The 26,304-nt window shown below is 40.4% G+C and carries 24 protein-coding genes, 1 pseudogene and 1 riboswitch; of the genes and pseudogenes, 9 read left to right on the top strand and 16 right to left on the bottom strand.

Features of this window, described 5'->3' with window-relative positions; genetic code table 11:
• The first annotated feature begins 207 nt into the window (after positions 1–207).
• Positions 208–2,337: a TonB-dependent siderophore receptor gene (locus Q9Q86_RS14030; RefSeq protein WP_112986092.1), complete on the top strand. Its 2,130-nt coding sequence runs from the start codon at positions 208–210 to the stop codon at positions 2,335–2,337.
• A 57-nt stretch (positions 2,338–2,394) separates the two neighbouring features.
• On the opposite strand, the gene Q9Q86_RS14025 is transcribed toward Q9Q86_RS14030, so the two are convergent.
• The 5 genes from Q9Q86_RS14025 to Q9Q86_RS14005 all read right to left on the bottom strand — a co-directional run bounded on the left by Q9Q86_RS14025 (position 2,395) and on the right by Q9Q86_RS14005 (position 9,249).
• The gene (locus Q9Q86_RS14025; RefSeq protein ID WP_004951316.1) at positions 2,395–2,973 is read right to left on the bottom strand and encodes a TMEM165/GDT1 family protein; all 579 of its coding nucleotides are present in this window, start codon (positions 2,971–2,973) and stop codon (positions 2,395–2,397) included.
• 84 nt (positions 2,974–3,057) lie between these two features.
• A riboswitch (yybP-ykoY riboswitch) is annotated at positions 3,058–3,198 on the bottom strand.
• 34 nt (positions 3,199–3,232) lie between these two features.
• Positions 3,233–3,520 carry a hypothetical protein gene (locus Q9Q86_RS14020; RefSeq protein ID WP_004951312.1) on the bottom strand — a complete coding sequence of 96 codons (288 nt, stop codon included), beginning with the start codon at positions 3,518–3,520 and terminating at the stop codon, positions 3,233–3,235.
• A 133-nt stretch (positions 3,521–3,653) separates the two neighbouring features.
• Positions 3,654–5,618 (bottom strand): 2-oxo acid dehydrogenase subunit E2, encoded by a 1,965-nt coding sequence (locus tag Q9Q86_RS14015; RefSeq protein WP_112986091.1) that lies wholly within the window; start codon positions 5,616–5,618, stop codon positions 3,654–3,656.
• A 2-nt stretch (positions 5,619–5,620) separates the two neighbouring features.
• Complete coding sequence (aceE, locus tag Q9Q86_RS14010; RefSeq protein ID WP_004964934.1) at positions 5,621–8,338, bottom strand: pyruvate dehydrogenase (acetyl-transferring), homodimeric type; 2,718 nt, start codon at positions 8,336–8,338, stop codon at positions 5,621–5,623.
• A 203-nt stretch (positions 8,339–8,541) separates the two neighbouring features.
• Entirely contained in the window at positions 8,542–9,249 is a 708-nt protein-coding gene (locus Q9Q86_RS14005; RefSeq protein WP_004909910.1) for a M23 family metallopeptidase, read from the bottom strand.
• Positions 9,250–9,356: 107 nt separating this feature from the next.
• Here Q9Q86_RS14005 and Q9Q86_RS14000 point away from each other — a divergent pair, with 107 nt between their 5' ends.
• Positions 9,357–9,797, top strand: a complete 441-nt coding sequence (locus Q9Q86_RS14000; RefSeq protein WP_004951302.1) for a hypothetical protein — start codon at positions 9,357–9,359, stop codon at positions 9,795–9,797.
• Positions 9,798–9,895: 98 nt separating this feature from the next.
• Here Q9Q86_RS14000 and lpxC read toward each other — a convergent pair whose 3' ends face one another.
• Positions 9,896–10,798 carry a UDP-3-O-acyl-N-acetylglucosamine deacetylase gene (lpxC, locus tag Q9Q86_RS13995; protein ID WP_004909915.1) on the bottom strand — a complete coding sequence of 301 codons (903 nt, stop codon included), beginning with the start codon at positions 10,796–10,798 and terminating at the stop codon, positions 9,896–9,898.
• A gap of 181 nt (positions 10,799–10,979) precedes the next feature.
• Between lpxC and Q9Q86_RS13990 the strand changes: the two genes are divergently transcribed.
• Entirely contained in the window at positions 10,980–12,134 is a 1,155-nt protein-coding gene (locus Q9Q86_RS13990; RefSeq protein WP_004738527.1) for an IS4 family transposase, read from the top strand.
• 57 nt (positions 12,135–12,191) lie between these two features.
• On the opposite strand, the gene ftsZ is transcribed toward Q9Q86_RS13990, so the two are convergent.
• The 8 genes from ftsZ to Q9Q86_RS13950 all read right to left on the bottom strand — a co-directional run bounded on the left by ftsZ (position 12,192) and on the right by Q9Q86_RS13950 (position 21,205).
• Positions 12,192–13,373: a cell division protein FtsZ gene (ftsZ, locus tag Q9Q86_RS13985; protein ID WP_004909919.1), complete on the bottom strand. Its 1,182-nt coding sequence runs from the start codon at positions 13,371–13,373 to the stop codon at positions 12,192–12,194.
• 166 nt (positions 13,374–13,539) lie between these two features.
• A complete protein-coding gene (gene ftsA / locus Q9Q86_RS13980) occupies positions 13,540–14,802 on the bottom strand; it encodes a cell division protein FtsA (RefSeq protein ID WP_112986955.1) in 1,263 nt (420 codons plus the stop codon).
• A gap of 65 nt (positions 14,803–14,867) precedes the next feature.
• Complete coding sequence (locus tag Q9Q86_RS13975; RefSeq protein ID WP_112986956.1) at positions 14,868–15,725, bottom strand: cell division protein FtsQ/DivIB; 858 nt, start codon at positions 15,723–15,725, stop codon at positions 14,868–14,870.
• A 6-nt stretch (positions 15,726–15,731) separates the two neighbouring features.
• On the bottom strand, positions 15,732–16,658 hold the full coding sequence (locus Q9Q86_RS13970; RefSeq protein WP_112986957.1) for a D-alanine--D-alanine ligase: 927 nt from the start codon (positions 16,656–16,658) through the stop codon (positions 15,732–15,734).
• A 110-nt stretch (positions 16,659–16,768) separates the two neighbouring features.
• Complete coding sequence (murC, locus tag Q9Q86_RS13965; protein WP_112986958.1) at positions 16,769–18,214, bottom strand: UDP-N-acetylmuramate--L-alanine ligase; 1,446 nt, start codon at positions 18,212–18,214, stop codon at positions 16,769–16,771.
• A 13-nt stretch (positions 18,215–18,227) separates the two neighbouring features.
• Positions 18,228–19,325 (bottom strand): undecaprenyldiphospho-muramoylpentapeptide beta-N-acetylglucosaminyltransferase, encoded by a 1,098-nt coding sequence (murG, locus tag Q9Q86_RS13960; RefSeq protein ID WP_099947881.1) that lies wholly within the window; start codon positions 19,323–19,325, stop codon positions 18,228–18,230.
• A 229-nt stretch (positions 19,326–19,554) separates the two neighbouring features.
• Entirely contained in the window at positions 19,555–20,499 is a 945-nt protein-coding gene (gene gshB / locus Q9Q86_RS13955) for a glutathione synthase (RefSeq protein WP_099947880.1), read from the bottom strand.
• 223 nt (positions 20,500–20,722) lie between these two features.
• Entirely contained in the window at positions 20,723–21,205 is a 483-nt protein-coding gene (locus Q9Q86_RS13950; RefSeq protein ID WP_004951282.1) for a glutathione peroxidase, read from the bottom strand.
• Positions 21,206–21,384: 179 nt separating this feature from the next.
• On the opposite strand from Q9Q86_RS13950, the gene Q9Q86_RS13945 reads away from it, so the two are divergent.
• From Q9Q86_RS13945 to Q9Q86_RS13925, 5 genes are all read left to right on the top strand, one after another.
• Entirely contained in the window at positions 21,385–21,837 is a 453-nt protein-coding gene (locus Q9Q86_RS13945; RefSeq protein ID WP_112986959.1) for a MarR family winged helix-turn-helix transcriptional regulator, read from the top strand.
• Positions 21,838–22,026 carry a DUF3565 domain-containing protein gene (locus tag Q9Q86_RS13940; RefSeq protein ID WP_112986960.1) on the top strand — a complete coding sequence of 63 codons (189 nt, stop codon included), beginning with the start codon at positions 21,838–21,840 and terminating at the stop codon, positions 22,024–22,026. It abuts the gene before it with no gap.
• Positions 22,027–22,490: 464 nt separating this feature from the next.
• The gene (locus tag Q9Q86_RS13935) at positions 22,491–22,706 is read left to right on the top strand and encodes a cold-shock protein (protein ID WP_004951274.1); all 216 of its coding nucleotides are present in this window, start codon (positions 22,491–22,493) and stop codon (positions 22,704–22,706) included.
• 87 nt (positions 22,707–22,793) lie between these two features.
• Positions 22,794–23,021 carry a hypothetical protein gene (locus tag Q9Q86_RS13930; RefSeq protein ID WP_004951266.1) on the top strand — a complete coding sequence of 76 codons (228 nt, stop codon included), beginning with the start codon at positions 22,794–22,796 and terminating at the stop codon, positions 23,019–23,021.
• 56 nt (positions 23,022–23,077) lie between these two features.
• Positions 23,078–23,275: a hypothetical protein gene (locus Q9Q86_RS13925; RefSeq protein ID WP_005403413.1), complete on the top strand. Its 198-nt coding sequence runs from the start codon at positions 23,078–23,080 to the stop codon at positions 23,273–23,275.
• A 120-nt stretch (positions 23,276–23,395) separates the two neighbouring features.
• Here Q9Q86_RS13925 and Q9Q86_RS13920 read toward each other — a convergent pair.
• A pseudogene (locus tag Q9Q86_RS13920) lies at positions 23,396–24,550 on the bottom strand (IS4 family transposase).
• A 129-nt stretch (positions 24,551–24,679) separates the two neighbouring features.
• A complete protein-coding gene (gene pyrE / locus Q9Q86_RS13915) occupies positions 24,680–25,330 on the bottom strand; it encodes an orotate phosphoribosyltransferase (protein WP_004951249.1) in 651 nt (216 codons plus the stop codon).
• 39 nt (positions 25,331–25,369) lie between these two features.
• On the opposite strand from pyrE, the gene Q9Q86_RS13910 reads away from it, so the two are divergent.
• On the top strand, positions 25,370–26,194 hold the full coding sequence (locus tag Q9Q86_RS13910; protein WP_004909961.1) for an exodeoxyribonuclease III: 825 nt from the start codon (positions 25,370–25,372) through the stop codon (positions 26,192–26,194).
• The last annotated feature ends 110 nt before the right edge of the window (positions 26,195–26,304 follow it).

Here is a 26,304-nt window from a genome sequence, read left to right as displayed (position 1 = left end):
CCCATAAAAATCTTTAAATATGAATTATTTTAATTCCATAATAAAATAATGGGATTAAGTTCATGTTTCAATCGAATGTTGGATATTTATCGTAATTTTTAAAAAAATTCTTTTTCGATATATTTATTGGATTTAACACGCCTAAGCTATAAAATATAATAATTCTCATTAGCATCTTTATTGATCTGCCCTTTCTTGGAAATTTCTATGCTCTTTACGCGCCCCACTTTACTTGCAACCTTTATTTTGAGCCATATAACAAGCGCTGCTTATGCAACTGAAGATCAAAGCAATATCCTTCCAACAATTTCCATCAAAGCTCAACAAGATAAAAACAATGATTATGTGGCGACACAAGCAACATCCACTTTGAAATCAAATGCGCCATTATTTAAAACCGCACAGTCTGTTACGGTGATTACCCAAGAACAATTACAACAAAAACAAGCTCAAACTTTGGCTGAAGCCCTAAATGGTGTTGCAGGGGTCGTCTCAGGGCAACTCGGAAGACGGGGTTGGGATGATTTTATTATTCGTGGGCAAACTTCGTCTGATCAGGTCTTTATTGATGGGTTACGTCAAGGTCAAAGTACCTTTGTTGCTACTGAAATTTCAGGTATGGATCAAGTTCAAGTTTTAAAAGGGCCTGCATCGGTTAACTTTGGTTTAGTTCAACCTGGTGGCATGGTGAACATGGTCACCAAACGCCCACAAGCCGAGAGCTTTTACCGCAGCGCTATCACCTACGGCTCTCATCAACTCAAGCAAGCAACATTCGATATCAACTACAGTCCGAATGAAAGTGAGAAAGGTGCTTTTCGCTTAAATGGTCGCATCTCTGATCAAAATGATCCGACTGACTTTGTTTATTTTAAAAACTACTATATCTCACCTTCTTATAATTTTGATTTAGGCGATAAAACCGATTTATCAGTGATTGCCAGCTATCAACATCGTGAATATCTACGACAACAAGGTTTACCAGTCTTAGGTACATTATTAAATAATCCAAATGGCGCATTGAATTCCAAACTATTGATTAGTGAACCATCACATGGCGCTTATGAGGCCGATGTCTATCGTGTAGGTTATAATTTCGTGCATCGTTTTGAAAATGATTGGCAATTTAAACAAAATTTTGCAGTGCAAAAAACAGAAATGCTTGGACCCGCAGTATTTGCTGCAACAGGTAAAAACTTTTGGGCAAAAAATGAAGAAGGTAAAATTGATTACACCACGATCCAACGACAAGGGCGTTATCAAGATGTCGATAACTTAAATTTTTCTATCGATAATCAACTGCAAAAAACATTAAATTTCGGCAATACCTCACATGAAATCACAGTGGGAGTTGATGCCATGCAAGAAAAAAGTGATTACATCAATAACCGTTGTACAGTGGGTAATTTGAATCTCTATCAACCTGAATACAATACCAAGGTGACTTGCCCAGATATACCGACCAACCATGATATCAATCGTCTCAGATATACAGGTTTATATCTTCGTGATCGAATCGAATTGAATGATCAGCTGGTTTTGAATCTCGCAGGGCGACATGACTGGACTGAAACAACCACTCAAAATCTAGTTAAAAATACCGAAACAACCCAATCTGAGAATGCATTTACAGGTAATGCCTCTTTGCTTTACAGCATCAATGAAATCGCCGCACCTTATGTGAGTTATGCAACCTCATTCTTACCTGTAAGTGGTACAGATTTCCATGACAATGCCTTTAAACCCGAGAAAGGCAAGCAAATTGAAGTAGGTCTAAAACTACAAAGTCCAGATCAACGCATTCAAGGCAGTATCGCTTGGTTTGATTTACGTCGCCAAAATGTTTCCGTGACTGATCCAATCAACACAGGTTTTAAAGTACAACGTGGCGAACAGCTGACACGTGGAATCGAAACAGAGCTTGCAGCGCATTTATTTGATCAACTCAAAATTACAGCAGCCTATACCTACACGCCGGATGCAGAAATAAGTAAAGATACTCAAGCTGAGAATATCGGATTGACGATAGATAATGTTCCAGAGCACAGTTATAGCTTGTCTACACGCTATCGTTTTAAACCCAATTCAAATTTAGGTTGGTATGTAGGCGCAGGCGTTCGCGGTGAAAGCAAAAAAAGTATCAATGGTTTAACGGTCGATCTTCCAAGCTATACCTTGTTTGATACTGAGGCAGGTTATGATGCCGAACACTGGGGTGCTCAACTGGCAATCCGCAATATGTTTGATAAAGATTATTATGCTGGTGCGCTCAACGAGAACTTGGTTACTTTAGGCAATCCACGCCAAATTAATTTTACAGTGAAGTTTAATTATTAATTTTCTTTCGACATAAAAAATGCACCTGTTCAACAACAGGTGCATGTTTGAATAAGATTAAGCAAAATAATAATGCTGAACTAAAGTTGAAATACCTACCACCAAGAAAATCGCTGCACCAATTTTATGGATCAAAGAGATTGGTAATTTATCAGCCAACTTATTACCAATAAATACTGCTGGAGCATTTGCAAGCATCATCCCAACAGTAGTACCACACATGACCCAAAATACGCTGTCAAAACGTGCAGCTAAGGCAACAGTTGCAATTTGGGTTTTATCACCGATTTCGGCCAAGAAAAATAGAATAAAGGTCGCGCCAAATACACCAAATCTCTGCCATTTATTGATGCTTTCTGTTTCATCACCAAGTTCATCAGGGATCAACATCCAGATCGCCATCCCGATAAAACCAAGTGCTAGTATCCAAATCAAAATTTCAGGACTGAGAACAGTCGTAATCCATTGACCAAAAACAGCAGAAATACCGTGGTTAATCGTGGTTGCTAATAAAATTGCGATGAGGATTGGAACAGGTTTTCGGAAACGTGCTGCTAACAATAAAGCGAGCAATTGCGTCTTATCACCCATTTCAGCAAGGGCAACGATCGAAGTAGAGATGAGAAATTCATACATAATTGAATGCTCTGGCTAGCAATATATACCGATGATCTACCCCTCCTGCTAGCCAAAATCAATTAGATTGATGCAGAGTGATAAATCAAAGGTCTTGCCAACAAAAGCACAGCTAAATAGCTGTTCTTGGTTCTTTGCTATGATGACCATGTTCTGTTGAACAATTATGTTGATCATCACCTCTTTACTTTGCGTAAAGAGCGGCTACTCCCCAATGAAGTATTCTTATTCTATCAAAGAACTTTATTGTTTTGAATCTTTAAGTCCAAAATTTTTGATAACTCCACATTAACAATCGAACCAGACCTAATAGCAGAGCTAAATAAACACTTATACCAACAAAACTAAAACCACCCCAACCACTGCTCGTATTTAAATTTTGTGCCTGATATTCCATCGCCATCACAATGGTTGCGACTAATAGTTCAATCCCCATCACAATATAAAGCACCCACTCTGATGGAAAATGCAGAAAACTCACCCATAATCCCATAAGCACAGAAACTACCAGCAATAATGGCAACATGACTCTATAAATCGCAAACATTTCTCCACCTCAAATTCAGTGCTTGATTCCCTCATTGCTCATTTTCAAATTGATAGCAAATAAAGTAACGTTTTTCTATATTCAATAAAAAGAAAACCCCGCCTGAGCGAGGTATTCTTAAATCAATTATTCGTTAGAGCAATAAGCTACGAATATCTTTTAATAGCTTGGTCAATTTATTGGTAAAGCGTGCCGCATCAGCCCCATTAATAACTCGATGATCATATGACAACGATAATGGCAACATTAAGCGTGGATCAAAATCTTTACCATTCCATACAGGTTGCATGGTTGCTGGAGAGATACCCAAAATTGCGACTTGAGGCCAGTTCACTAAAGGCGTAAATGCAGTTCCACCGATACTACCTAAACTCGTAATGGTAAAGTTGGCACCTTGCAAATCTTTCGGTGATAACTTACGATCACGGGCTTTTTGACTTAGCTCAGCCAATTCCATCGCGATTTGCTTAATGGATTTTTGGTCAGGATTACGTAGCACAGGAACTGTTAAACCATCAGGTGTAGCGACTGCGATACCCATATGAATTTCGTTACGCAACAACACTGACTTTTGATCATCTGCCAAATGACCCGCGAAATAAGGTTCTTCTTTTAACAAGTGAGCAACCGCTTTCGCGATGAACGCTAAAATAGTTAAACTAATTCCTTGTTTTTTGAACCCATCTTTCAGTTCGCCACGCCATGCTTCAAGCTCTGTAATATCAGCCAAGTCAAACTGCGTTACTTGTGGGATGAAGTTATTCAATGACAATTGCGGAACAGAGACCTGTTGCAAACGTGTCATTGCTTTTACTTCGCCACCACCGAAGGCAGTGAAATCAGGTAATGATGGCAAGCCTGAAGCGACAGGTGCAGCCTGTGTACTAGGAGCAGCTTGTGGTGCAGTTAAACGCGTTTTTACATAAGCAAAAACATCGTCTTTCATCACACGACCGTGTTCGCCAGAGGCTTTCACTTGACCAAGGACTACTCCGAGTTCACGCGCCAATTTACGTACCGCTGGACCCGCATAAACTTTGGCATTGTCAGCTTCTTGCTCTTTGGTCAGCTTCTCAGCTTGCGCTGGCGCACTCGTTGCTGCTGTCGCTACCGCCTGTGGTTTTGTTGGTGCAGCTTCAGTAGCAGTTGGTTGCTTTGCAGCTGGTTGAGTTTTTGGTGCTACTTGAGCAGCGGCCTGACCACTCACCTCTATCGTTGCCAAAGCCATGCCTTGACAAACTTCTTGATTGGCTGACACATGGATTGCTCTCACAATCCCCGCAACCGAGCTTGGAACTTCAACAGATGCCTTATCTGACTCAACCACGCATAAGCTTTGTTGAGCTTCAACGCGATCACCAACATTGACCAAAATTTCTGAAACAAGTGCTTTTTCTACACCTAGATCAGGTACTTCAATTTCAACATTACCTGTTGAGCTATTAGTTGCAGCTGAGGCTTCTGTAGTTGCTACTGTTTGAGCTGGAGCTACTTGCGGTTCAGATGGTACTACAGCACTCGCGGTCTTGACCTGAATCAATACCACTCCTTCCTTAATGCTGTCGCCCTCTTTGATTTGAATCGCTTCAACTACGCCTGCAACTGAACTCGGAACTTCGACCGTTGCCTTATCTGACTCAACAACCACAATACTTTGTTCAACTTCAATTTCATCGCCAACTTTTACAAGAACTTCGGCAACCAAAGCTTTTTCAACACCAATATCTGGAACTTTTACATCCACAACTTGCGTCGAAGTCGCAGATTGGTTAACGACAGGTGCAGATGGAGTTTCAATCTGTTCAGATTGAGTTTCTACCTTCGGAGTTTCAACTTGAGCTGTTTCAACAACACGACTTTCAGTTGCTTGAGATTCTGCTTCCAGCTCAACTAAAGCAACACCTTCAGTAACTTCATCACCTTGTTTAACCAAAATACTTTTCACGATACCTGCGGCAGTACTTGGAACTTCTACCGTCGCTTTATCAGACTCTAGAACTAAAAGACTATCTTCTACAGCGACTCGATCACCTATTTTTACCAAGATTTCGGCGACCAAAGCTTTATCAACGCCAATATCAGGTGCTTGGATTTGCATGATTAGTTCCCCTCACCTGTTTGGTTTTCGTGATATTCAGCCACAGCTTGCACTTGCGGGTGCGCCTGTGGTGCCCATGCAACTGGACGATCTGTATCTAACTCAAATGATGAGATTGCGTCTTTTACTAAACGGTTTTCCACCTCACCTTCGTCGGCTAATTTTTTCAAAGTCGCAACTACGATATGTGCCGCATCAACTCCGAAATAGCTACGCAAATTAGCACGAGTATCTGAGCGACCATAACCATCTGTCCCCAAAGTGACATATGGACGATTGTCTGGTAAATATGCTCGGATTTGCTCACTATAAACGCGCATGTGATCCGTAGCTGAAACTACAATACCGTCAGTATCACGTAATTGCTGAGATACCCAAGATTCTTTTGCTGTCTCAGTCAATGGATGTAAACGATTATATTCGTCACATGCCATACCATCACGTGCCAGCTCGTTGAAACTCGTCACACTCCAGACATTTGAATGAATCTGATATTCATCACGAAGTATTTTTGCTGCTTTGATCACTTCACGTAAAATGACACCTGAGCCTAATAATTGAACCGTTGCTTGCTCATCTTTCTGCAACAAATACATACCACGCTTAATACCTTCTTCTGCACCTTCAGGCATTTCAGGATGTTCGTAGTTTTCGTTCATCACTGTTAAATAATAGAACACACGCTCTTGATCTTGATACATGCGTTTCAAGCCGTCATGCACAATCACCGCAAGTTCATAACCAAAACAAGGATCATAAGAAACACAGTTTGGAATCGTACCTGCCAAGATATGAGAATGACCATCTTGGTGTTGTAGACCTTCACCATTTAAAGTGGTACGTCCAGCAGTTGCACCTAACAAGAAGCCTTGCGCTTGTGCATCACCTGCCGCCCATGCAATATCCCCAATACGTTGGAAACCAAACATTGAGTAATACATGTACATCGGAATCATTGGTAAGTTATTGGTTGAATAACTAGTCCCTAACGCAGCCCAAGCACTCATTGCACCAGCTTCGTTAATCCCTTCTTGCAACATATGACCATCTTTCGCTTCACGATAATTCATGAGCTGCTCATTGTCTTCAGGGGTATATTTTTGTCCGTGTGCGGCATAAATCCCGAGTTGGCGGAACATACCTTCCAAGCCGAATGTACGAGCCTCATCTGGAACGATTGGCACAACATGATCTTTGATAGCTTTTTCTTTTAACAAAGCTGAGATCAAACGTACCATCAACATCGTCGTTGATTGCTCTTTTCCGCCACTACCTTTTAATACGGCATCAAAAACTGACAGTTCAGGTATTGGCAAAGAAGTACTTTCCTTCCGACGTGCAGGTAGGTAACCACCTAACGCTTCACGACGTGCTTTCATGTACTTCATTTCTGGAGAGTTTTCACTTGGACGGTAGAATGGAAGCTCTTCTAACTTATCATCTGTAAATGGCAAGTTAAAACGGTCACGTACATATTTCAAAGAGTCGATCTGCATTTTTTTGATTTGGTGAGTTTTGTTCACCGCTTCAATTTCTTCAGACAAACCATAACCTTTAACCGTTTTTGCAAGAATAACGGTTGGTTGACCTTTGGCTTTCATTGCTTCTGCGTAGGCAGCAAAAACTTTGTATGGGTCATGACCACCACGGTTCAGATTATCGATATCTTCATCGCTTAAATCTTTTACCAGTTCCGCAGCTTCTGGGTACTTGCCAAAGAATTTCTCACGCGTATACGCACCACCTTTCACTTGATAGCGTTGGTACTCACCATCAACTGTTTCTTCCATGACCGCTTTTAAAGCGCCTGAAGTATCTTGAGCAAGTAGTGGATCCCAATGACGACCCCAAACTACTTTAATGACACGCCAGCCTGCACCACGGAATAAAGATTCTAATTCTTGAATAATTTTCCCGTTACCACGTACAGGACCATCGAGGCGCTGTAAATTACAATTCACGACCCAAATCAGGTTATCAAGCTTTTCACGTCCCGCAAGTGAAATTGCACCAGTACTTTCTGGCTCATCCATCTCACCATCGCCAAGATATGCCCAGACTTTACGATTCTCTTCTTTAATCAAACCACGATTCATCAAGTACTTTTGAATATGAGCTTGATAAATTGACATGATTGGACCAAGACCCATCGATACGGTAGGGAATTGCCAATAATCAGGCATCAAATATGGATGAGGGTAACTTGGGAGACCATTACCACCCACTTCACGACGGAAATTATTAAGTTGCTCTTCATTCAAACGTCCTTCCAAGAAAGAACGCGCATAAATACCAGGTGCACAGTGACCTTGGTAGTAAATCATGTCGCCACCAAAATTATCAGAGGCAGCGCGGAAGAAATGGTTAAAACCAACATCATATAACGTCGCAGAAGATGCGAAACTAGCAAGGTGACCACCTAAGTCATCACCTGTTTTGTTTGCACGTAAAACCATTGCAAGTGCATTCCAACGAATCAAGGCACGAATACGTCGCTCCATGTCTTGATCGCCTGGCATTGCTGGTTGTTCTTCAACTGAGATCGTGTTGAGATAAGGTGTATTTAAGCGTTGGATCGGCACATGTTTTGCAATCGCACGTTGATATAGTTTTTCTAGTAAGAAAGCAGCACGTTCTGTGCCCATGTGTTGTAATACTGAATCAAATGCTTCTTGCCATTCCTGGGTTTCTTGCGCGTCAGAGTCGCCATAAAACGCCATACAATTCACCTTTTCCCTTAAGTTATTTTGACGTTCTATTTTTATCATGTTTTGACTTCATAAAGGTATCGCCCCAAATGAATACAAAATGCCTTAATATTTTCTCACTAAATAGTCATTGACCTAAATAAAACAAAAGACATAAAAAATCGCCAATAATGGCGATTTTCTCAGAATTAATATACAAATGTTATACAAATGATTTAAGGCAGCATCGCTAAGTATGTTGATGGATTTTTACGTTGACCATCTTTAACAACTTCAAAATGTAAATGTGGACCAGTACAACGACCAGTACAACCTACATTTGCAATGTGTTCACCTGCACTCACTCGATCACCAGCATTTACGATTAAACGCGAAGCATGAGCGTAGCGTGTGATATATCCATTGCCATGATCAATTTCAACGTATTGACCATAACCTGAACCCCAACCAGATTTTGTTACAACGCCAGGACCGGTTGCATAAATCGGAGTTCCAGATGGTGCTGAAAGATCAATACCTGAATGGTGACGAGTAGAACCGAGTAAAGTACGAGTTCCCCAAGATGAACTTACACGCCCTTCTTCCAACGGATGGCTCACTAACCAAGAATAACCCGTATTTGATGAAAATGATGATGTAGATTTTTCTTTCGGAGTAGAAATTGCCGAACGGCCATATTTCTTTTCAATCATTGCGTTGTTTAATTCAATCGTCTTTTCACGCAACTGAACAGATACATTTGAAACTGCTGGTAGATCTATATCATCTGGATGATTATAAGAACCTTGAGCAAGTGTTTTTGATAATTCTTCTAAACGGTCATCACCCGTAGTTTGAGTGATATTTTGATAATCTGCAAAGGCAACCGATGCTGCAGAAGCAGCTAATGAAAATGCGAGTAAAATACGACGCGTATGATGCATAAAAAACCTCTTGAAACCGTCCTTACTAAAGTTCCTTTATCATCTCTTCCTTGAAATCAGCTGAAGTGAACGCTTAAGATGAACATCTAACCTCGTGGGAAGTTAAAATGTCTGAACCTACAAACGTCTTTCAACAGAAAGGACAACACATAAAAACAGGAAACTTAACGTTTCTGACTACGCAAGTCACACAATGGAAACAACTTACGAAAATTATTCAACCATTATTGCCCCAACCAGAACAATGGCAGGTTGTTTGTTATCAACATGGCGTTTTGACCATAACAGGTGAAAATCAAGCAATGATTAGTCAGCTCAGTTATTTACAAAGTCACTATGTTGCGCAGTTAGCTCAGCTTGAAGGTCTCAGAGATTTAAGAAAAATCCAAGTCCGTTTAAGAAATAAGACCGTGGTTTCTCAACAAGTCTCTCCCCCGCCTCAAGCACTTTCTTCAGAGACAAAGGAGCTATTACGCAGTGCCGCTGAATATGTGAGCGACCCTAAGCTTAGCCAAGCTTTACTACGTTTGGCAAGCAATAAAAAGTAAAGGACCGATATTGACGATCGAAACACTCAATCAAATAATGAGAATCACATCACAATTTTAATTGTTATATTATAACATACACAATATAAGACAATGACTTATGTCACACTTACATACGGAATCGGACATTCATTCTCGTTAATAAATGTTACAATTTCATAGCTGCTTGGATCGTTTTGAACATTGCGAAGAAGCTGATTATTCAGAGCGTGTCCTGACTTATAGCCATCAAATTTCGCAATAATTTGATGCCCTAATAGATATAAATCACCTACTGCGTCTAAAATCTTATGGCGAACAAACTCATCGGCGAAGCGCAGCCCTTCTTCATTGACCACACCTGTATCATCAACACCAATCGCATTTTCCAAACTTGCACCTAATGCAAGATTGTTGGCTTTTAAATAATCCAAATCTTTCATGAAACCAAAAGTTCGGGCTTCGCTAACTTCATAGACAAAGGTTTCTGTAGAGAAGTCGATACTGACAGATTGATATTCTTTTGCGAAGGCGGGATGATCAAAATCGATCGTAAAATTAAGTTGAAAACCTGAATGAGGGGTAAAAATAGCACGCTTATCCTCAAGCAGCGCTTCTACAGGTTTTAAAATTCGGATAAATTTCTTCGGTGCATTTTGCTCTGCGAGCTCACCTTGCATAAGAAGATAGATAAATGGACCAGCACTACCATCCATGATTGGCACTTCAGATGCAGACACTTCAACGATAAGGTTATCAATCCCCAATCCTGCAATCGCACTCATCACATGCTCAATCGTTCCGACTTTAATGTCTTCTCGAACGAGATTGGAGCACATAAAGGCTTCTTGGATAAGTAAAGCATTTGCTGGAATATCAACTGGCGGATTTAAATCAATACGGCGAAAGACAATACCTCCATCAATATGGTGTGGAACAAAATTAATCAGCACCTTTTGACCACTGTGCAGACCAATACCGCTCGCTTTCACCACACGTTTCAAAGTACGTTGTTTCACCATGCCACGCCAACTTCATTTGCAAAAACCGATATAACTTAGCATATTTTGCCATTTTAAAAAAATAAAAAAGGGGACAATTACTGCACTGCTGTCCCATAGTTTGCTTTAAATAAAAAAACCTGAGTCTGAATAGTTAAAATATGAGTGCAAACAAACACTTTAACTATAAAGGACTCAGGTTTTGTCACATCAGAATACCGTATTTCATCAATTACTCAAACCCATTCTAAGACAAGATTTTGAACGTCTGGCTAAACTGCACCACTCTGGGCAAAAATTAAGATCAGCCACCCGCTGGGATCAGTTTGTTGCCATATTGATGTCCCAACTTTCTTGTCGGCAAAGCTTAAGAGACATTCAATCCAATCTCGAATCCCAGCAGGAAAAGCTCTATCATCTTGGCGCGAAGAGAATTGCGCGAAGCACCTTAGCAAGACTCAACGAAGAACAGCCCGCCAGCCTGTATCAGCAATTGTTCACACAGCTGCTTCAGCGCTGTGAAAACTCTAAAACTGCACATAAATTTAGATTCAAAAATCCGCTGTATTCACTAGATGCCAGTCATATTGATCTTTCACTGTCATTGTGCGCATGGGCAAAAGTACATGAATCCAAAGCCAGTATTAAACTCAGTGTTGGCTTAAATCACAGCAATACCATTCCTGAATTTGTAGCACTTGGGGATGGTATTGAAAATGATATGGTGCAAGGCAGAGCATTTAAATTTCCTGCTGGCAGCATTATCGTCTTTGATAAAGGATATGTTGATTATCAATGGTTTGCTCAGTTGACACTTCAGAACGTCAGCTTTGTAACCCGGCTACGCCCAAAGACAGTTTATCAAGTTAAATCAAGCCGCAGCGTATTAGCGACTAAAGGGATTATTGCGGATGAATGTATTGAATTGAGCAGTGCGTATGCCAAGAAAAGAGGCGCACCTGAATTATTAAGACGTATAGAGTTTTATGATACAGATAAGAAAAGAACATTCGAATTTCTGAGCAACAACTTTCATCTGGCAGCATCCACCATTGCTGCAATTTATAAAGACCGCTGGAAGATTGAGTTATTCTTTAAAGCCATCAAGCAGAATTTAAAACTGAAGTCATTTCTAGGTCGAAGCCGCAATGCGATACAAACGCAAATATGGATTGCATTAATTGCCTATTTGCTGGTGAACTTCGCTAAACACATGGCACAAGAAGGATGGAGTGTTCAGCGTTTACTGAGAATTATTCAGGTCAATTTATTTGAAAGGAAACTTTTAAGGTCACTCTTTGTGCCTGATAAAAAATGGCGAAAACAAGAAGAACCTCAATTGAGGTTCTTCTTGTGATATTTGTGGGACAGCAGTGACAATTACTGTCCCCCTTTAGCTAAACATATGATTTTGTTATTTACGCTGTTGATTTTTCAGATAGTCCTGAATGCTCATCGGCGAAGAACGCGGGGTTGAACTTGGTGCGTTCGCTACTGGTGATTCAGCATTTGTACGCTTACTAATTGCAGGTACATCATCTTCATCAACTGATTGTTGGGCTGTATGTGCTGTGGCATGATGCGTTGTCGTAACGCGCTTCTTCGCCTCAACTTCGCTCGCATTACGAGTCAGACCAGTTGCAATTACAGTCACACGAAGTTCATCACGTGCATCAGGATCAAATACCGTACCGTAGAAGATTTCACCTTCGTCCAAATCAACAATTTGATTGACCACATCGGTAATAATTTCTGTTTCACGTAACGTAATATCATCACCACCAGTAATATTGATCAATACACCTTTAGCATTGATAATATTCACGTTATCGAGTAATGGGCTACGGATTGCTTGTTCAGCTGCTTGGCGAGCACGGTCTTCACCACGTCCCAAACCAGCACCCATCATTGCATAACCACGTGTGCTCATCGCAGTTTTTAAGTCAGCAAAGTCTAGGTTAATGTGACCACGATTTACCACTAAGTCAAAAATACTGCGAACAGCATTTAACAATACATCGTCTGCCTTTTTATAGGCATCTTTCATTGAGATGTCACCATACACGCTGAGTAAGCGTTGATTTGGGATAATAATCAACGAATCTACATGTGCTTCAAGTGCATCGATACCTTTTTCAGCTGATTTTTGACGACGACGACCTTCAAAATTAAAAGGGGTTGTCACAACACCAACGGTCAAAATACCCATTTCTTTAGCTACTTCGGCAACCACAGGTGCTGCACCTGTACCTGTACCACCGCCCATACCTGCGGTGACAAAAACCATGTCCGTGCCTTCGAGATGTTGACGAATCACTTCACGGCTTTCTTCAGCAGCAATCTGACCAACCTCTGGATTTGCACCTGCACCTAAACCACGAGTACTTTGCTCACCCAGCTGGATCTTGAATGGAGCATTCATGCTATCTAGGGCTTGTTTATCCGTGTTTGCACAAACAAACTTTACGCCTTTGATGTCTGACTGCACCATGTGTTGAACAGCGTTACCGCCACCACCACCCACGCCAAATACTGTGAAACGGGCTTGACCGTTGCCATCGTCTAGTTCATCTTCTATAAATTCAAATGAGGCCATGACCTTTAGATTTCCTAATATATAAATGGCAGTTACTTCAGCCCGTTACTGCCTTGATTTTTAAAACTACTGATGCCTAGGATGCTGTTCAATATTACTCAGCTTGTCAAGTCCAGTGACTTACTATTACAACTTCCTAACAATTTTTCCCCAAAATACCTACAAGTTAGAAAATCGCCTTAAGCTTGCTATTGAGTGCATTCCAACCGTTTGCGACACGATCCATAAAACTTCGATCATTCGCTTCTTCAGGTTCTTCAACAGCATCTTGTAAGTCACTTTGGCTAAACATCAACAACCCTGCCGCTGTCGCATACATTGAACGGCGCAATGCAGGTAAGTGCTGATCTTCAGCATAAACTTGCAAAGGCGGATTACCCAAGTGTGCAGATACACCAAGCATACGACGCGCCAAATTCACCATTCCTTCAATTTGACAAGCATCACCTGTGAGTACAACACCATGATATAAACCATGAATTGCACCACTATGTTCTAACTCTTCACGGATAGATGTAAAGATTTCTTCATAACGTGCAATTACAATTTCTGCAAGCTCAATACGACTGATGGTTTGTGTACCATCAATACCTTGAACTTGAATCATATGGTCTGGTTTGACCACACTGATATCGACACAACCATGTAAAATTTTGATACGTTCGGCTTCTTCAGTTGTAGTCTGTAAAACTGCTGCAATATCACGTGTCACATTTTCACCGCCACGCGGTAAAGTACGTGCTAATGCCAAACGTCCATCCAAATAAACCGCAATATTGGTAATACCTGCACCAATATCAACTAAACAAACACCATATTCTTTTTCATCTTTCAACAAGCTCGATTCAGCTGTTGCAAGGCAAGATACCACCATTTTCTCAACACCAATGTTCGCACCTTTCATCGCGCGATCAAGGTTTTGCATGGTACTGATCGGCATCATCATCAACTGATAGTGTCCTGTCATGCTATGTGCTGACATATTCACAGGATTTTGTACCCATTCAACAGAGTCACCTAACTCAAAACCTAAAGGCACAGCACTTGCCAAATAATAATCAGGGGTCACATGGCTCGCTTTAGCCAACTCTAACGCTCTAACTACTTCATTTGTCGTAATAATATGATCATGATTTGCGACAGGAGTGCGACCTGAAGCATAAAAACTTTGTAATTCAGTACTTGGTATCGACACCCATGCGCTATGAATACGACATTCCGCCATATCTTCTGCTTCGGATACTGCATTTTTAATGGCAGCAATCACTTTGTCTAAGCTGACAATCTTGCCTTTAACCATACCTCGGTTGCGAGCAGTTGCCATGCCGATCACTTGGATTTTATCCGGTGCATGGATCTTACCAATCAAAACTGAGACTTTATGAGTCCCAATATCAATCGCAACAACTGAGGGAACAGCTTCACTCATTACTTCAATACCATATCTTTTGTTGTTTATACGGGCAAAATTGCCTGTTATTTTCAAGCCACGTATTATGGCTTTGCCTGAATTGCACCCGCAAGGTTTGTGTCATCAATCGTTACAACTAATTGACCATTGACAATCTTTGGCGGCATTGCATTTCTCCACTGAATGGCTAAACCATTTCGGTAACGTAAATCAATCGCCGAGATTTTTGACCATACAGGTTTTAAATCCGTTTGTGCCAATTGGCTCAAGCGTTGTAACTTATTCATGGTTTGATCTTGGTCAACAATAATACGTAAACCTGAGTCAAACTGCATGAACCATGTCATACGCTCTGTTAAATAAAGCTCTTTTAACCGCAAATTTGCAGGATAAAACAACTGATTAATTTCATTATAGCGACGCATCATCATTTTGGATTGGCTGACTGGACCATGCAAAAGCGGCAAGTTTGGATGTACCTTTGGCACAGCTTCGCTAAATACATCGCCATTATCACTGAGCAAGCGCCCTGTTCCCCAACGTGCAATCGCATGTCGCGGCATCACCCGCACACGAATTGCATTTGGCCAAGCTCGTGAAACTACCACCCGATCAACCCATGAGACTTGTAACGCCTGATCACGAATTAATTCTAAATCTGAAGTGAAATAATTATCTTTAATTATAGGATTGAGATGTTGAACCAACTGTTGGTTCTCAACTTCTGATTGAGTACCCACCACCTGCAATTGTGCAACAGTTGCATCTGTCATGACTTTATATAAGCCATAAAGACCAACTGCAAGCACGGCAAATGCAACAACAAGAAGCAGCCAACCACCCGCGTTCACCATTTTTTGTTTAGGCGAAGGCGGTTTCTCATGAATAGAGCTGATGGCAGGTCGTGTTTTACGACGCATTGATGCAGGAAGTTGAGCCATGAATAATTAAGCCGACTTTGTTAAAGTTTGCTCTAAAATTGCTAGGCAAAGCTCATCAAAACTATAACCGACCGCTTGTGCAGCTTTAGGTACAAGCGAGTGGCTGGTCATACCAGGTACAGTATTTACCTCTAACAACCAGAAATTACCTTGCTCATCTTGCATCGCATCAATACGTCCCCAACCTTCTGCACCTACTGCTTGAAATGCACGTAAGCATAGCGCTTGCAAAGACTTTTCTTCAGTTTCACTCAAACCACATGGAATACCATATTGCACATCATCGCGTTGGTACTTCGCTTCATAGTCATAAAATGCGACATCAGCTGGGGGTTGCAAACGAATAACTGGCAACGGTTGACCATTCAGGAAAGAAATCGTGAATTCACGACCCGTAATCCATTTTTCAGCCATGACCACTGCATCATGTTGGGTCGCTTTCTCGATTGCAGCAGCAAAATCTTCAGCTTTTTCAACCTTACTCATCCCGACACTCGAACCTTCATGTACAGGCTTGATGATCACGGGCAAGCCTAGATCAGCTACAACTGAGTTCAAATCAGAATCTTTTGTAATAATGCGGTATGGAGCTGTTGGCAAATCACTACCCTGCCAAATTTGTTTGGTTTTGACTTTATCCATACCAATCGCAGAGCCTTGAACGCCCGTTCCTGTATATGGAATATTTAACCACTCAAGCACACCTTGAATTTGTCCGTCTTCACCACCACGACCGTGCAATACAATAAATGCACGATCATAGGCAACAAGCTCAGTTACGCTTTTTTCCTGTGGATCAAATGCTTCTGCTTGTACACCTGAACGCAATAAAGCCTCTAATACAGCTTGACCACTGTCTAATGACACAGCACGCTCAGCCGACTTCCCACCAAATAACACAGCAACTTTTCCGAATTTTGCAGCATTTGACACGTTTATATCCTTAAAACTTTTCTAAATTCTCTAAATCTTCCCGCCCCATCTTTATGAAAGAGGGGAACTCCGCCCTTTGTTAAAAGAAGGTTGGGAGGAATTTTCTAAAACTACTGGGCATACAAGCGATGCTGAGCCAATTCTACCGAAATTGCACCGACGTTACCCGCACCTTGTGTTAATAACAGGTCATTCGGTTGTAACACTTTTTGCAAAACGTTTGGTAAATTTCCTTCAACAGGATCAACTAAAATCGGCTCAACCTGACCACGCAAACGAATACTACGCGCAAGAGCACGGCTGTCTGCACCCACAATCGGCTTTTCACCCGCTGGATAAACTTCTAACAATAAAAGTTGATCAACTTGCGAAAGAACATCCACGAAGTCATCAAAGCAATCACGAGTACGACTAAAACGATGTGGTTGGAACATCATGACTAAACGGCGATCTGGATGACTGGCACGCGCTGCTTTAATCGTTGCTTCAACTTCTTTTGGATGATGACCATAATCATCAACGAGTTTAACAGTGCCTTCACCAACCTCAAATTCACCTTGAACTTGGAAACGACGACCAACACCGCTAAAGCCTTCTAAAGCACGACAAATCGCACCATCAGAAACACCTTCATCTGTCGCAACACCAATCGCCGCAAGCGCATTTAGGACATTGTGCAAACCTGGTTGGTTAATCGTGACACGTAATGGTTCACGATCTTTACGTAATACAGTGAAATGTGAACGCATACCATCTTGTTCAACGTCAACGGCACGTACATCATTATCTTCATTAAAACCATAGGTCAGTACTGGACGACCAACACGCGGTAAAATTTCGCGAATATTGGCATCATCACCACATACCACAGCCAAGCCATAGAACGGCAAGTTATGTAGGAATTGAATAAAGGTATCTTTTAATTTATCGAAACTACCTTCATAAGTGTCCATATGATCGGCATCGATGTTGGTCACAATCGCGGCCATTGGCTGCAAATATAAGAAAGAAGCATCTGACTCATCTGCTTCTGCCACGATAAAACGGCTTTCACCCAGTGCCGCATTTACCCCTGTACTATTCAGCAATCCACCAATCACGTATGTCGGGTCAAGATTTTCTTCCGCCAACATCGTTGTTAATAAACTAGTCGTTGTAGTTTTACCATGTGTACCTGCAACTGCAATACCATGACGATAACGCATCAACTCACCAAGCATTTCAGCACGACGTACAATCGGTGTACGTTGTTCAATCGCGGCTTTAATCTCTGGATTTTCAGAATCAATCGCTGTTGAAACAACAAGGACGTTGGCATTTTTAATATTGTCAGCGCTATGTCCAATAAAGACTTTAACGCCATTCGCTTCGAGTTGCGCTGTGGTTTTTGAGGCTTTAATGTCTGAACCTGAAATTTTATAACCTTGGTTGGCTAATACCTCAGCGATACCGCACATCCCCGCACCACCAATACCAACAAAGTGGATGTTTTTAATACGGCGCATTTCAGGCACTTTGATTAGCTTTTTGGCTTGGTTTGGATTTGTAGGTGACATAGATGGACTCGAATTACAATTTTTTAATCAGATCAACCACATGCTGTGTAGCATTTGGTTGTGCTTGTTGACGTGCTTTAACTGCCATTTCAGAAAGTAACTGACGATTGATCAAGCTACTTAGCAGTTTATCCAACACATCAGGTGTCATTTCTGCTTGCTGACAAATCTTAGCCGCACCAACATTTGCTAAAAACTTCGCATTTGCAGTTTGGTGATCATCTACAGCGATCGGTAGTGGAACAAAAACAGCAGCAACCCCTGCTGTCGCAACCTCTGTGACGGTTAACGCACCCGCACGACAGATAATCAAATCTGCTTCACTATACGCCTTTGCCATATCATGAATGAATGGCTGAACATCAACTTTTAATGTCGCTGGCGCATCTTGATAACGCTCAAGCGTGACATCCTGTTGGTTCTGACCACATTGATGGAATACATTGAGAGGCGCATTTATTTTTTTCAATGCTGCGGGTAGGCGTTCATTCAACGCTTGTGCCCCCAATGACCCTCCCACAATCAAGATGCTAATCGGTTGATGCTCCTGCTCTCGGGTTTGATAACGCCAAGAAGGATTCAAAATCGAACTAATTTCCGCACGTACAGGATTGCCTGTGGTGACGACTTTATCACTGTTTGGGAAAGTATTTGGAAATGCCTGACACACGGTTTTGGCAATACGAGCCAATTGGGTGTTGGTAAATCCTGCAATCGCATTTTGCTCATGAATTAATACAGGAATACCAAGTAAACGTGCAGCTAAACCACCCGGCCCTGCGACATAACCACCAAAGCCTGCAACTGCATCAACTTTCAACTGTTTCATGTAGCGCATAGCGCTTAAGGTCGCTTTTAAGATTTTAAAAGGTGCGCTGAGCTTACGTAATAAACCATTACCGCGTACACCTTGAATATCAATTTGATAGATTGGAATGTTTTGATCTTTGAGTAAGCGATTTTCCATACCCGATGGTGTCGCTAACCATGAGACTTGGCAACCTTCTTGTTGAAGTTGTTTCGCAACTGCAAGTGCTGGAAAGACATGTCCACCTGTACCAGCGGCCATCATCATGACATGTTTGGGTTTGTTCTGTGGCGAATTGGTCACGGTCTAATTCTTCAACTCAAAAAAGAAGGTTATCGTCTATTGTTTTCGGGAGTTATTTTAATCCTAAAGCTTCATTCACGAAAAGCGAATTTCACCTGTTTACAACAGAAAGCGTGGCTTTTTTCAATTGTTTGCTAAAAACATGGTTCTGTCGACATCTAAATGCCCATTCGTATGTTAATTTTCGCAAAAAACAAATGGGCATTTGGGTCAAAATCTAACAGCTTGATTAATTTGAACGACCTGCTTCTAAGACATTAAATAGATCGTCTGCAATCGATGTTCCAAATTGTGCATCAATCTCGCGGATACAGGTTGGGCTCGTGACATTAATCTCTGTCACATAATTACCAATCACATCAAGACCGACAAAAACTAAGCCTTTTTCACGCAGGAAAGGACCCACTTTTGCTGCGATCATTTTATCATTTTCAGTGAGTGGACGCGCCTGACCTAGACCACCCGCAGCCAAGTTACCACGCACTTCGCCATTTTGTGGAATACGTGCCAAACAATACGGTACAGGTTCACCGTTCACCATCAAAATACGCTTATCTCCTTCGACGATTTCAGGAATATAACGTTGCGCCATGATTGGACGTGTGCCCATTTCGGTGAGCATTTCTAGAGTTGAACCGATATTTACGCCATCTTGATATAAACGGAAAATCCCCATTCCACCCATTCCATCGAGTGGTTTTACGATCACATCGCCATGTTCTTTAATAAATTCACGAATCAGGCTTTGTTGTGAAGTCACTAAAGTGGGCACTTGAAGTTCTGGGAATTGAGTTGCAAACAATTTTTCATTGCAGTCGCGTAGGGATTGGGGTTTGTTAATAATCCACGCGCCTTCACGTTCTGCTTGTTCCAAAATATAAGTGGTATAGACAAAATTCATGTCAAATGGCGGGTCTTTGCGCATCAACACCACATCGTAGTCAGCCAATGACTCTTTGCGCTTGTCACCCAACTCATAATAATGATCATAATCTTCAAAGACTTTAAGCGGTGCAATCAGACCAAATGCTTTACCTTGATCAATATATAAATCGTGTTGTAATGCATAACCCAATTCATGCCCGCGACGACTTGCCGCCCATAACATAGCCATCGTGGAATCTTTCTTAAGATTTACCGTTTCGATTGGGTCCATCACTACAAGTACACGCATAATTTGACGCTCGTATTTTTAATCTTGGCAAAAAGTATAGCGAAGTTTAGTGATGATGTTTAAACAAGTTATGTAATTCTTAAATCTAAAAAATTCTAATTTATTCAGATCACTAGATTCTATTTATTTTAATAGACGATTTTCTGAGTGATAAAAATTATAAAATTACTGGCAAATGATTTCATCGCCAGTAATTCGTGCAACATTCGCTTTCAGCGTCGAATTAAGCCAAAAGTTTTTGAATATCTTTGCCAATTTTTTCAGGTTTGGTCGTTGGAGAATAACGTTTAATCACTTCGCCATTTTGATTAATCAAAAACTTGGTGAAATTCCATTTGATGCTTTCACTACCTAAAATACCTTTGGCTTCTGAGGTGAGGTATTTATAAATCGGATGTGCATTTGAACCATTCACATCGACTTTGGCAAACATAGGAAATGACACACCATAGTTGCGTTGACAGAAGCTGCCAATTTCTTCATTGCTTGATGGGTCTTGGTTAGCAAACTGATTACATGGAAAGCCTAAAATCACCAAACCTTGTTGTTGATAGTCTTGATATAGCTTCTCAAGTCCTTCAAATTGTGGGGTTAAGCCACATTGACTTGCAGTGTTCACTACCAATAAAACTTTGCCTTGATAGTCTGCAAGGTTCTTTTGCTCGCCTTCTAAAAGTTCAGCCTGAAAATCATAAATTGTGGTCATACAACATCTCGCTCTGATTCAATCCATCTTATTTGCTTAATAGCTTTGTCTATTTGTTCAGCTATGTGAATTAATATTGCATACAATTATCTTGCATGCAAGTTAATTACGCACAATATACTTTTCCTATTAACCAAACTATACTGTGAGCTCGCAAAGGTGACCTTGAGGAGTAAAGCATGACTGAATTTTCTTACTTGGATAATCAAGTGTGTTTTGCAATGTATTCCGCGACCAATGCAATGATTCGTCAATATCGTCCCTTACTTCAGGAATACGACCTAACCTATCCTCAATTTATCGTACTGTTGGCTTTGTATGAAAAGGACAATGTAACGTTGTCTGAAATTGGTCAGAAGACCTTTTTTGATTCGGGCACGCTGACGCCAATTATTAAAAAACTTGAAGAAAAACAGTTTTTAAAGCGCGTTGCAGTCAAAGAAGATGAGCGTATGAAAAAAGTGATCTTGCTTGAAAAAGCACTTGCTGCAAAAGATGAAATTACCTTAATTCCGTTTAAACTCGCCTGCTCTTTGGGTCTCGATCCCAATGATTTGGTGGCAATTCATAATCTATGTCATCGCTTCTTAAAGGGTTTGGAAAGTTCTAAACTCGAAAGCATGAGTGAATAAATGCAACAGGCCATTGTTGGATTTCATCTGGATGAGGAAAGACATTACGTTGCTGACCTCGCTTGTGGTCATGGTCAGCATGTACGCCATGACCCACCGTGGCAAAATCGTCCTTGGGTGTTGACGGAGCAAGGGCGTAAGGAAAAGTTAGGGGTGATGTTGGAATGTAAAAAGTGTGATGAACTGTAATTTGTGTAACGCCGACTACGTTAAATGTCGAGATATGAAGCACTTTAAGCTTTACAACAAATATTTTTCTTATTCAGAATTAATCACAACCAAACTCTATCATTACTTTAAGACCAACCTTGTATAACTCTATATTTTTTATATATTTAAAAACAGCACTCTATAAATTAAAGCACAATTCTATGATTATGAACCTAAATAACCCATTCACAGATCATCAATATTATTGTAATAAATTCAATTATTTATACAAATTAATAAGAATAATAAATATATATATAAGTTAATCTTATTTTTTAGTGTATACTCAGCTTAACTAGAAAAAAGTTTTGTCTCGGTAAATCTTCTTGCAGTATCGTAGTTTTAGTAATAATCCTTCGTTTTTTAGATTTTAAGTTTCATTATTTATTATTTTCAAAGTTACAATATTTTAAACAAACTATTAAAAATCAATAGGATATATTATGTCAAATTCAAATACTGTTAAAGGTACTGTAAAGTGGTTCAATGAAACTAAAGGCTTTGGTTTTATTCAACAAGAATCAGGTCCAGATGTTTTTGCTCATTTCAGCGAGATATCGAATTCAGGATTTAAAACCTTATTTGAAGGTCAAATGGTTGAATTCAGTATAGCTCAAGGTCAAAAAGGACCAAATGCTGTAAATATTACAGCCCTCTAATGAATAAAAGATTATAAAAAGTACCGACACGTACTTTTTATAATTTAAAACTTGTTTTTTTAGATCAAAATTAAAAAAGGATATCAATTGTTAGAAACACATGATTTGATTGCAAAATCTCCAAATGGTACTGAAATTATAGTTTCATTAATTCCTATAAATAAAATGCAAAGTACGCGTCAAGGTTTTAAAAAAATTGAAGTTGGCAAAAAAGTCCTTTTACAATCAGGTATTGAAGTTGATTTAAACTTAGATGGTCGTACCTTTTATACCTCTTTAAATCAATTATTTAAATTTAATCAAAAGGTTATTTAAATAAAATTAAAACATTGTTTTTTAATTATTTCTAAGAATTTTATGAAGGTGAATAGATGTTAAAGCAAAGTATCAGCGTAAAAGATCAATTTGGTGTTAAGCACTTTATTCAAGCAACCGTAAATAATAACTTCGAAAACCCCCAGTTATTTTCTGATATAAAACACATTACAGTTGAAGGTGAAAACATAAGACCCAGTCTTGAAATGTTTTTTCAAAGTAACCTAAGCGGAAAAATTTTCGAGATAGTATGAATATTTAGAATTATTGAAAATTATCTTATTTAAATGAAATACTAAGTAAGTAGAAACCCGATATAAAGTCGGTTTTCAAAACTAAAAAAGGAAGCTTTCGCCACTGCTGTCCCACAAATATCACAAGAAGAACCTCAATTGAGGTTCTTCTTGTTTTCGCCATTTTTTATCAGGCACAAAGAGTGACCTTAAAAGTTTCCTTTCAAATAAATTGACCTGAATAATTCTCAGTAAACGCTGAACACTCCATCCTTCTTGTGCCATGTGTTTAGCGAAGTTCACCAGCAAATAGGCAATTAATGCAATCCATATTTGCGTTTGTATCGCATTGCGGCTTCGACCTAGAAATGACTTCAGTTTTAAATTCTGCTTGATGGCTTTAAAGAATAACTCAATCTTCCAGCGGTCTTTATAAATTGCAGCAATGGTGGATGCTGCCAGATGAAAGTTGTTGCTCAGAAATTCGAATGTTCTTTTCTTATCTGTATCATAAAACTCTATACGTCTTAATAATTTAGGTGCGCCTCTTTTCTTGGCATGCGCACTACTCAATTCAATACATTCATCCGCAATAATCCCTTTAGTCGCTAATACGCTGCGGCTTGATTTAACTTGATAAACTGTCTTTGGGCGTAGCCGGGTTACAAAGCTGACGTTCTGAAGTGTCAACTGAGCAAACCATTGATAATCAACATATCCTTTATCAAAGACGATAATGCTGCCAGCAGGAAATTTAAATGCTCTGCCTTGCACCATATCATTTTCAATACCATCCCCAAGCGCTACAAATTCAGGAATGGTATTGCTGTGATTTAAGCCAACACTGAGTTTAATACTGGCTTTGGATTCATGCACTTTTGCCCATGCGCACAATGACAGTGAAAGATCAATATGACTGGCATCTAGTGAATACAGCGGATTTTTGAATCTAAATTTATGTGCAGTTTTAGAGTTTTCACAGCGCTGAAGCAGCTGTGTGAACAATTGCTGATACAGGCTGGCGGGCTGTCCTTCGTTGAGTCTTGCTAAGGTGCTTCGCGCAATTCTCTTCGCGCCAAGATGATAGAGCTTTTCCTGCTGGGATTCGAGATTGGATTGAATGTCTCTTAAGCTTTGCCGACAAGAAAGTTGGGACATCAATATGGCAACAAACTGATCCCAGCGGGTGGCTGATCATAATTTTTGCCCAGAGTGGTGCAGTTTAGCCAGACGTTCAAAATCTTGTCTTAGAATGGGTTTGAGTAATTGATGAAATACGGTATTCTGATGTGACAAAACCTGAGTCCTTTATAGTTAAAGTGTTTGTTTGCACTCATATTTTAACTATTTAGACTCAGGTTTTTTTATTTAAAGCAAACTATGGGACAGTAGTGAGCTTTCGCTTCCTTTCCTAACATTTAAAACTTAAATGCCATATTTTTCACGATAAGCCTGCATATTTGCCAATGCTTCTTTCTCGCCTTTTGCATCCAAATAATCCATCAAATCTTTCATTGTGATTAAAGCATGCACTGGGATTTCGAGTTCTTTTTGTACTTCCTGAATCGCAGAAAGTTCACCTTGACCACGCTCTTGACGATCTAACGCCACTAATACCCCTGCAATCGTTGCACCAGCATTTTTTAAGATAGTCACAACTTCACGAATCGCAGTCCCCGCAGTGATCACATCATCAATGATCCAAACTTTTTGACCTGCAACCGATGCACCAACCAACACCCCCCCTTCACCATGATCTTTGGCTTCTTTACGGTTAAAACCCCAAGGAACGCTCTTACCATGTACTTGAGACAACGCAACCGCAGTTGCTGCTACAAAAGGAATGCCTTTGTACGCAGGACCAAAAATCACACCGACATTGTCACACTGAACCAATTTATCTGCATAGCCTTGTGCTAAAAGAGAGAGTGCTTCACCATCATTTAACAAACCTGCGTTAAAGAAATAAGGACTGACACGACCTGATTTTAAGGTAAACTCACCAAATTTAAGCACACCACGTGATAATGCGAGTTCAATAAAAGCTTGCGGATTAAATGACACAGGCGTTGTCATAAGGTGCTCCAAATTCATCAATTGAGGTTAAACATACGCATGATACCAAAGGATAGCTATCCAAGTGATGTAAAAATTCTTCGAGTCGTCTCAATTAACGTAAATGGGCTACGTTCATCAGTAACCAAAGGTCTACTCGAATGGTTAGAACAGTCCGATGCGGATGTCGTATGTATGCAAGAAAGCCGCATCACCCATGAACAATGGACTGATAAATTCAAACCTGAGGGTTGGTATACGCACTTATTTCCAGCTGAACGTGCAGGCTATGCAGGTACAGCAATTTATAGTCGTTTGCCATTTATTACGGTGAAAAATGGACTTGGCTTTGAACTTGCTGACTCGCAAGGGCGTTTTATCACGGCGGAGTTTGATTTAGGACTGTCACATCCTGTTCATATTGCTTCTCTATACTTACCATCAGGTTCAAGTGGTGAAGATGCACAAGCACGTAAAGATTTATTTTTACTAGAATACGCCAAGATTTTAAAACAATGGCGAGATGAAAATAAATCGATCATCGTGTGTGGTGACTATAATATCGTGCATAAACGTATTGATATTAAAAACTGGTCAGGCAATCAAAAATCATCAGGCTGCTTACCACATGAACGAGCATGGCTTGATCACATTTATGATGATTTGGGCTATGTGGATACTTTCCGTGAAGTCCGCCAAGAAGCAGAATTATATTCGTGGTGGTCAAATCGCGGTCAAGCCCGTGCGAAAAATGTCGGGTGGCGCATCGACTATCAAGCTTGCTCTCCAGACTGGAAAGCTCGTACAGCTAATGCATGGGTCTATAAAGAACAATGGTTTAGCGACCATGCCCCTGTGATTATCGACTACAAAATAAACGAATAAGTGAACAAGTGTTCACTTTGACCGCTTCTTTAGCTTACATACCGTGTCGTTTTTTGTGTATTTTTATTTATCCCCTGTAACGGCATTATAGCACCACGGCACAGGGAAGC

The sequence above is a fragment of the Acinetobacter sp. A22 genome, from assembly GCF_030913345.1.
Taxonomy (GTDB): Bacteria; Pseudomonadota; Gammaproteobacteria; order Pseudomonadales; family Moraxellaceae; genus Acinetobacter; species Acinetobacter junii.
Note: the sequence above shows the minus strand (reverse complement) of the source record. Positions and strands in the feature narration are given on the sequence as shown.

Bases quoted from the DNA above. Each gene is read 5' to 3' on its own strand.
- Q9Q86_RS14030 (WP_112986092.1), top strand. From the start codon at position 208: ATGCTCTTTACGCGCCCCACTTTACTTGCAACCTTTATTTTGAGCCAT.
- Q9Q86_RS14025 (WP_004951316.1), bottom strand. From the start codon at position 2,973: ATGTATGAATTTCTCATCTCTACTTCGATCGTTGCCCTTGCTGAAATG.
- Q9Q86_RS14020 (WP_004951312.1), bottom strand. From the start codon at position 3,520: ATGTTTGCGATTTATAGAGTCATGTTGCCATTATTGCTGGTAGTTTCT.
- Q9Q86_RS14015 (WP_112986091.1), bottom strand. From the start codon at position 5,618: ATGCAAATCCAAGCACCTGATATTGGCGTTGATAAAGCTTTGGTCGCC.
- aceE (WP_004964934.1), bottom strand. From the start codon at position 8,338: ATGGCGTTTTATGGCGACTCTGACGCGCAAGAAACCCAGGAATGGCAA.
- Q9Q86_RS14005 (WP_004909910.1), bottom strand. From the start codon at position 9,249: ATGCATCATACGCGTCGTATTTTACTCGCATTTTCATTAGCTGCTTCT.
- Q9Q86_RS14000 (WP_004951302.1), top strand. From the start codon at position 9,357: ATGTCTGAACCTACAAACGTCTTTCAACAGAAAGGACAACACATAAAA.
- lpxC (WP_004909915.1), bottom strand. From the start codon at position 10,798: ATGGTGAAACAACGTACTTTGAAACGTGTGGTGAAAGCGAGCGGTATT.
- ftsZ (WP_004909919.1), bottom strand. From the start codon at position 13,373: ATGGCCTCATTTGAATTTATAGAAGATGAACTAGACGATGGCAACGGT.
- ftsA (WP_112986955.1), bottom strand. From the start codon at position 14,802: ATGAGTGAAGCTGTTCCCTCAGTTGTTGCGATTGATATTGGGACTCAT.
- Q9Q86_RS13975 (WP_112986956.1), bottom strand. From the start codon at position 15,725: ATGGCTCAACTTCCTGCATCAATGCGTCGTAAAACACGACCTGCCATC.
- murC (WP_112986958.1), bottom strand. From the start codon at position 18,214: ATGTCACCTACAAATCCAAACCAAGCCAAAAAGCTAATCAAAGTGCCT.
- gshB (WP_099947880.1), bottom strand. From the start codon at position 20,499: ATGCGTGTACTTGTAGTGATGGACCCAATCGAAACGGTAAATCTTAAG.
- Q9Q86_RS13950 (WP_004951282.1), bottom strand. From the start codon at position 21,205: ATGACCACAATTTATGATTTTCAGGCTGAACTTTTAGAAGGCGAGCAA.
- Q9Q86_RS13945 (WP_112986959.1), top strand. From the start codon at position 21,385: ATGACTGAATTTTCTTACTTGGATAATCAAGTGTGTTTTGCAATGTAT.
- Q9Q86_RS13940 (WP_112986960.1), top strand. From the start codon at position 21,838: ATGCAACAGGCCATTGTTGGATTTCATCTGGATGAGGAAAGACATTAC.
- Q9Q86_RS13935 (WP_004951274.1), top strand. From the start codon at position 22,491: ATGTCAAATTCAAATACTGTTAAAGGTACTGTAAAGTGGTTCAATGAA.
- Q9Q86_RS13925 (WP_005403413.1), top strand. From the start codon at position 23,078: ATGTTAAAGCAAAGTATCAGCGTAAAAGATCAATTTGGTGTTAAGCAC.
- pyrE (WP_004951249.1), bottom strand. From the start codon at position 25,330: ATGACAACGCCTGTGTCATTTAATCCGCAAGCTTTTATTGAACTCGCA.
- Q9Q86_RS13910 (WP_004909961.1), top strand. From the start codon at position 25,370: ATGATACCAAAGGATAGCTATCCAAGTGATGTAAAAATTCTTCGAGTC.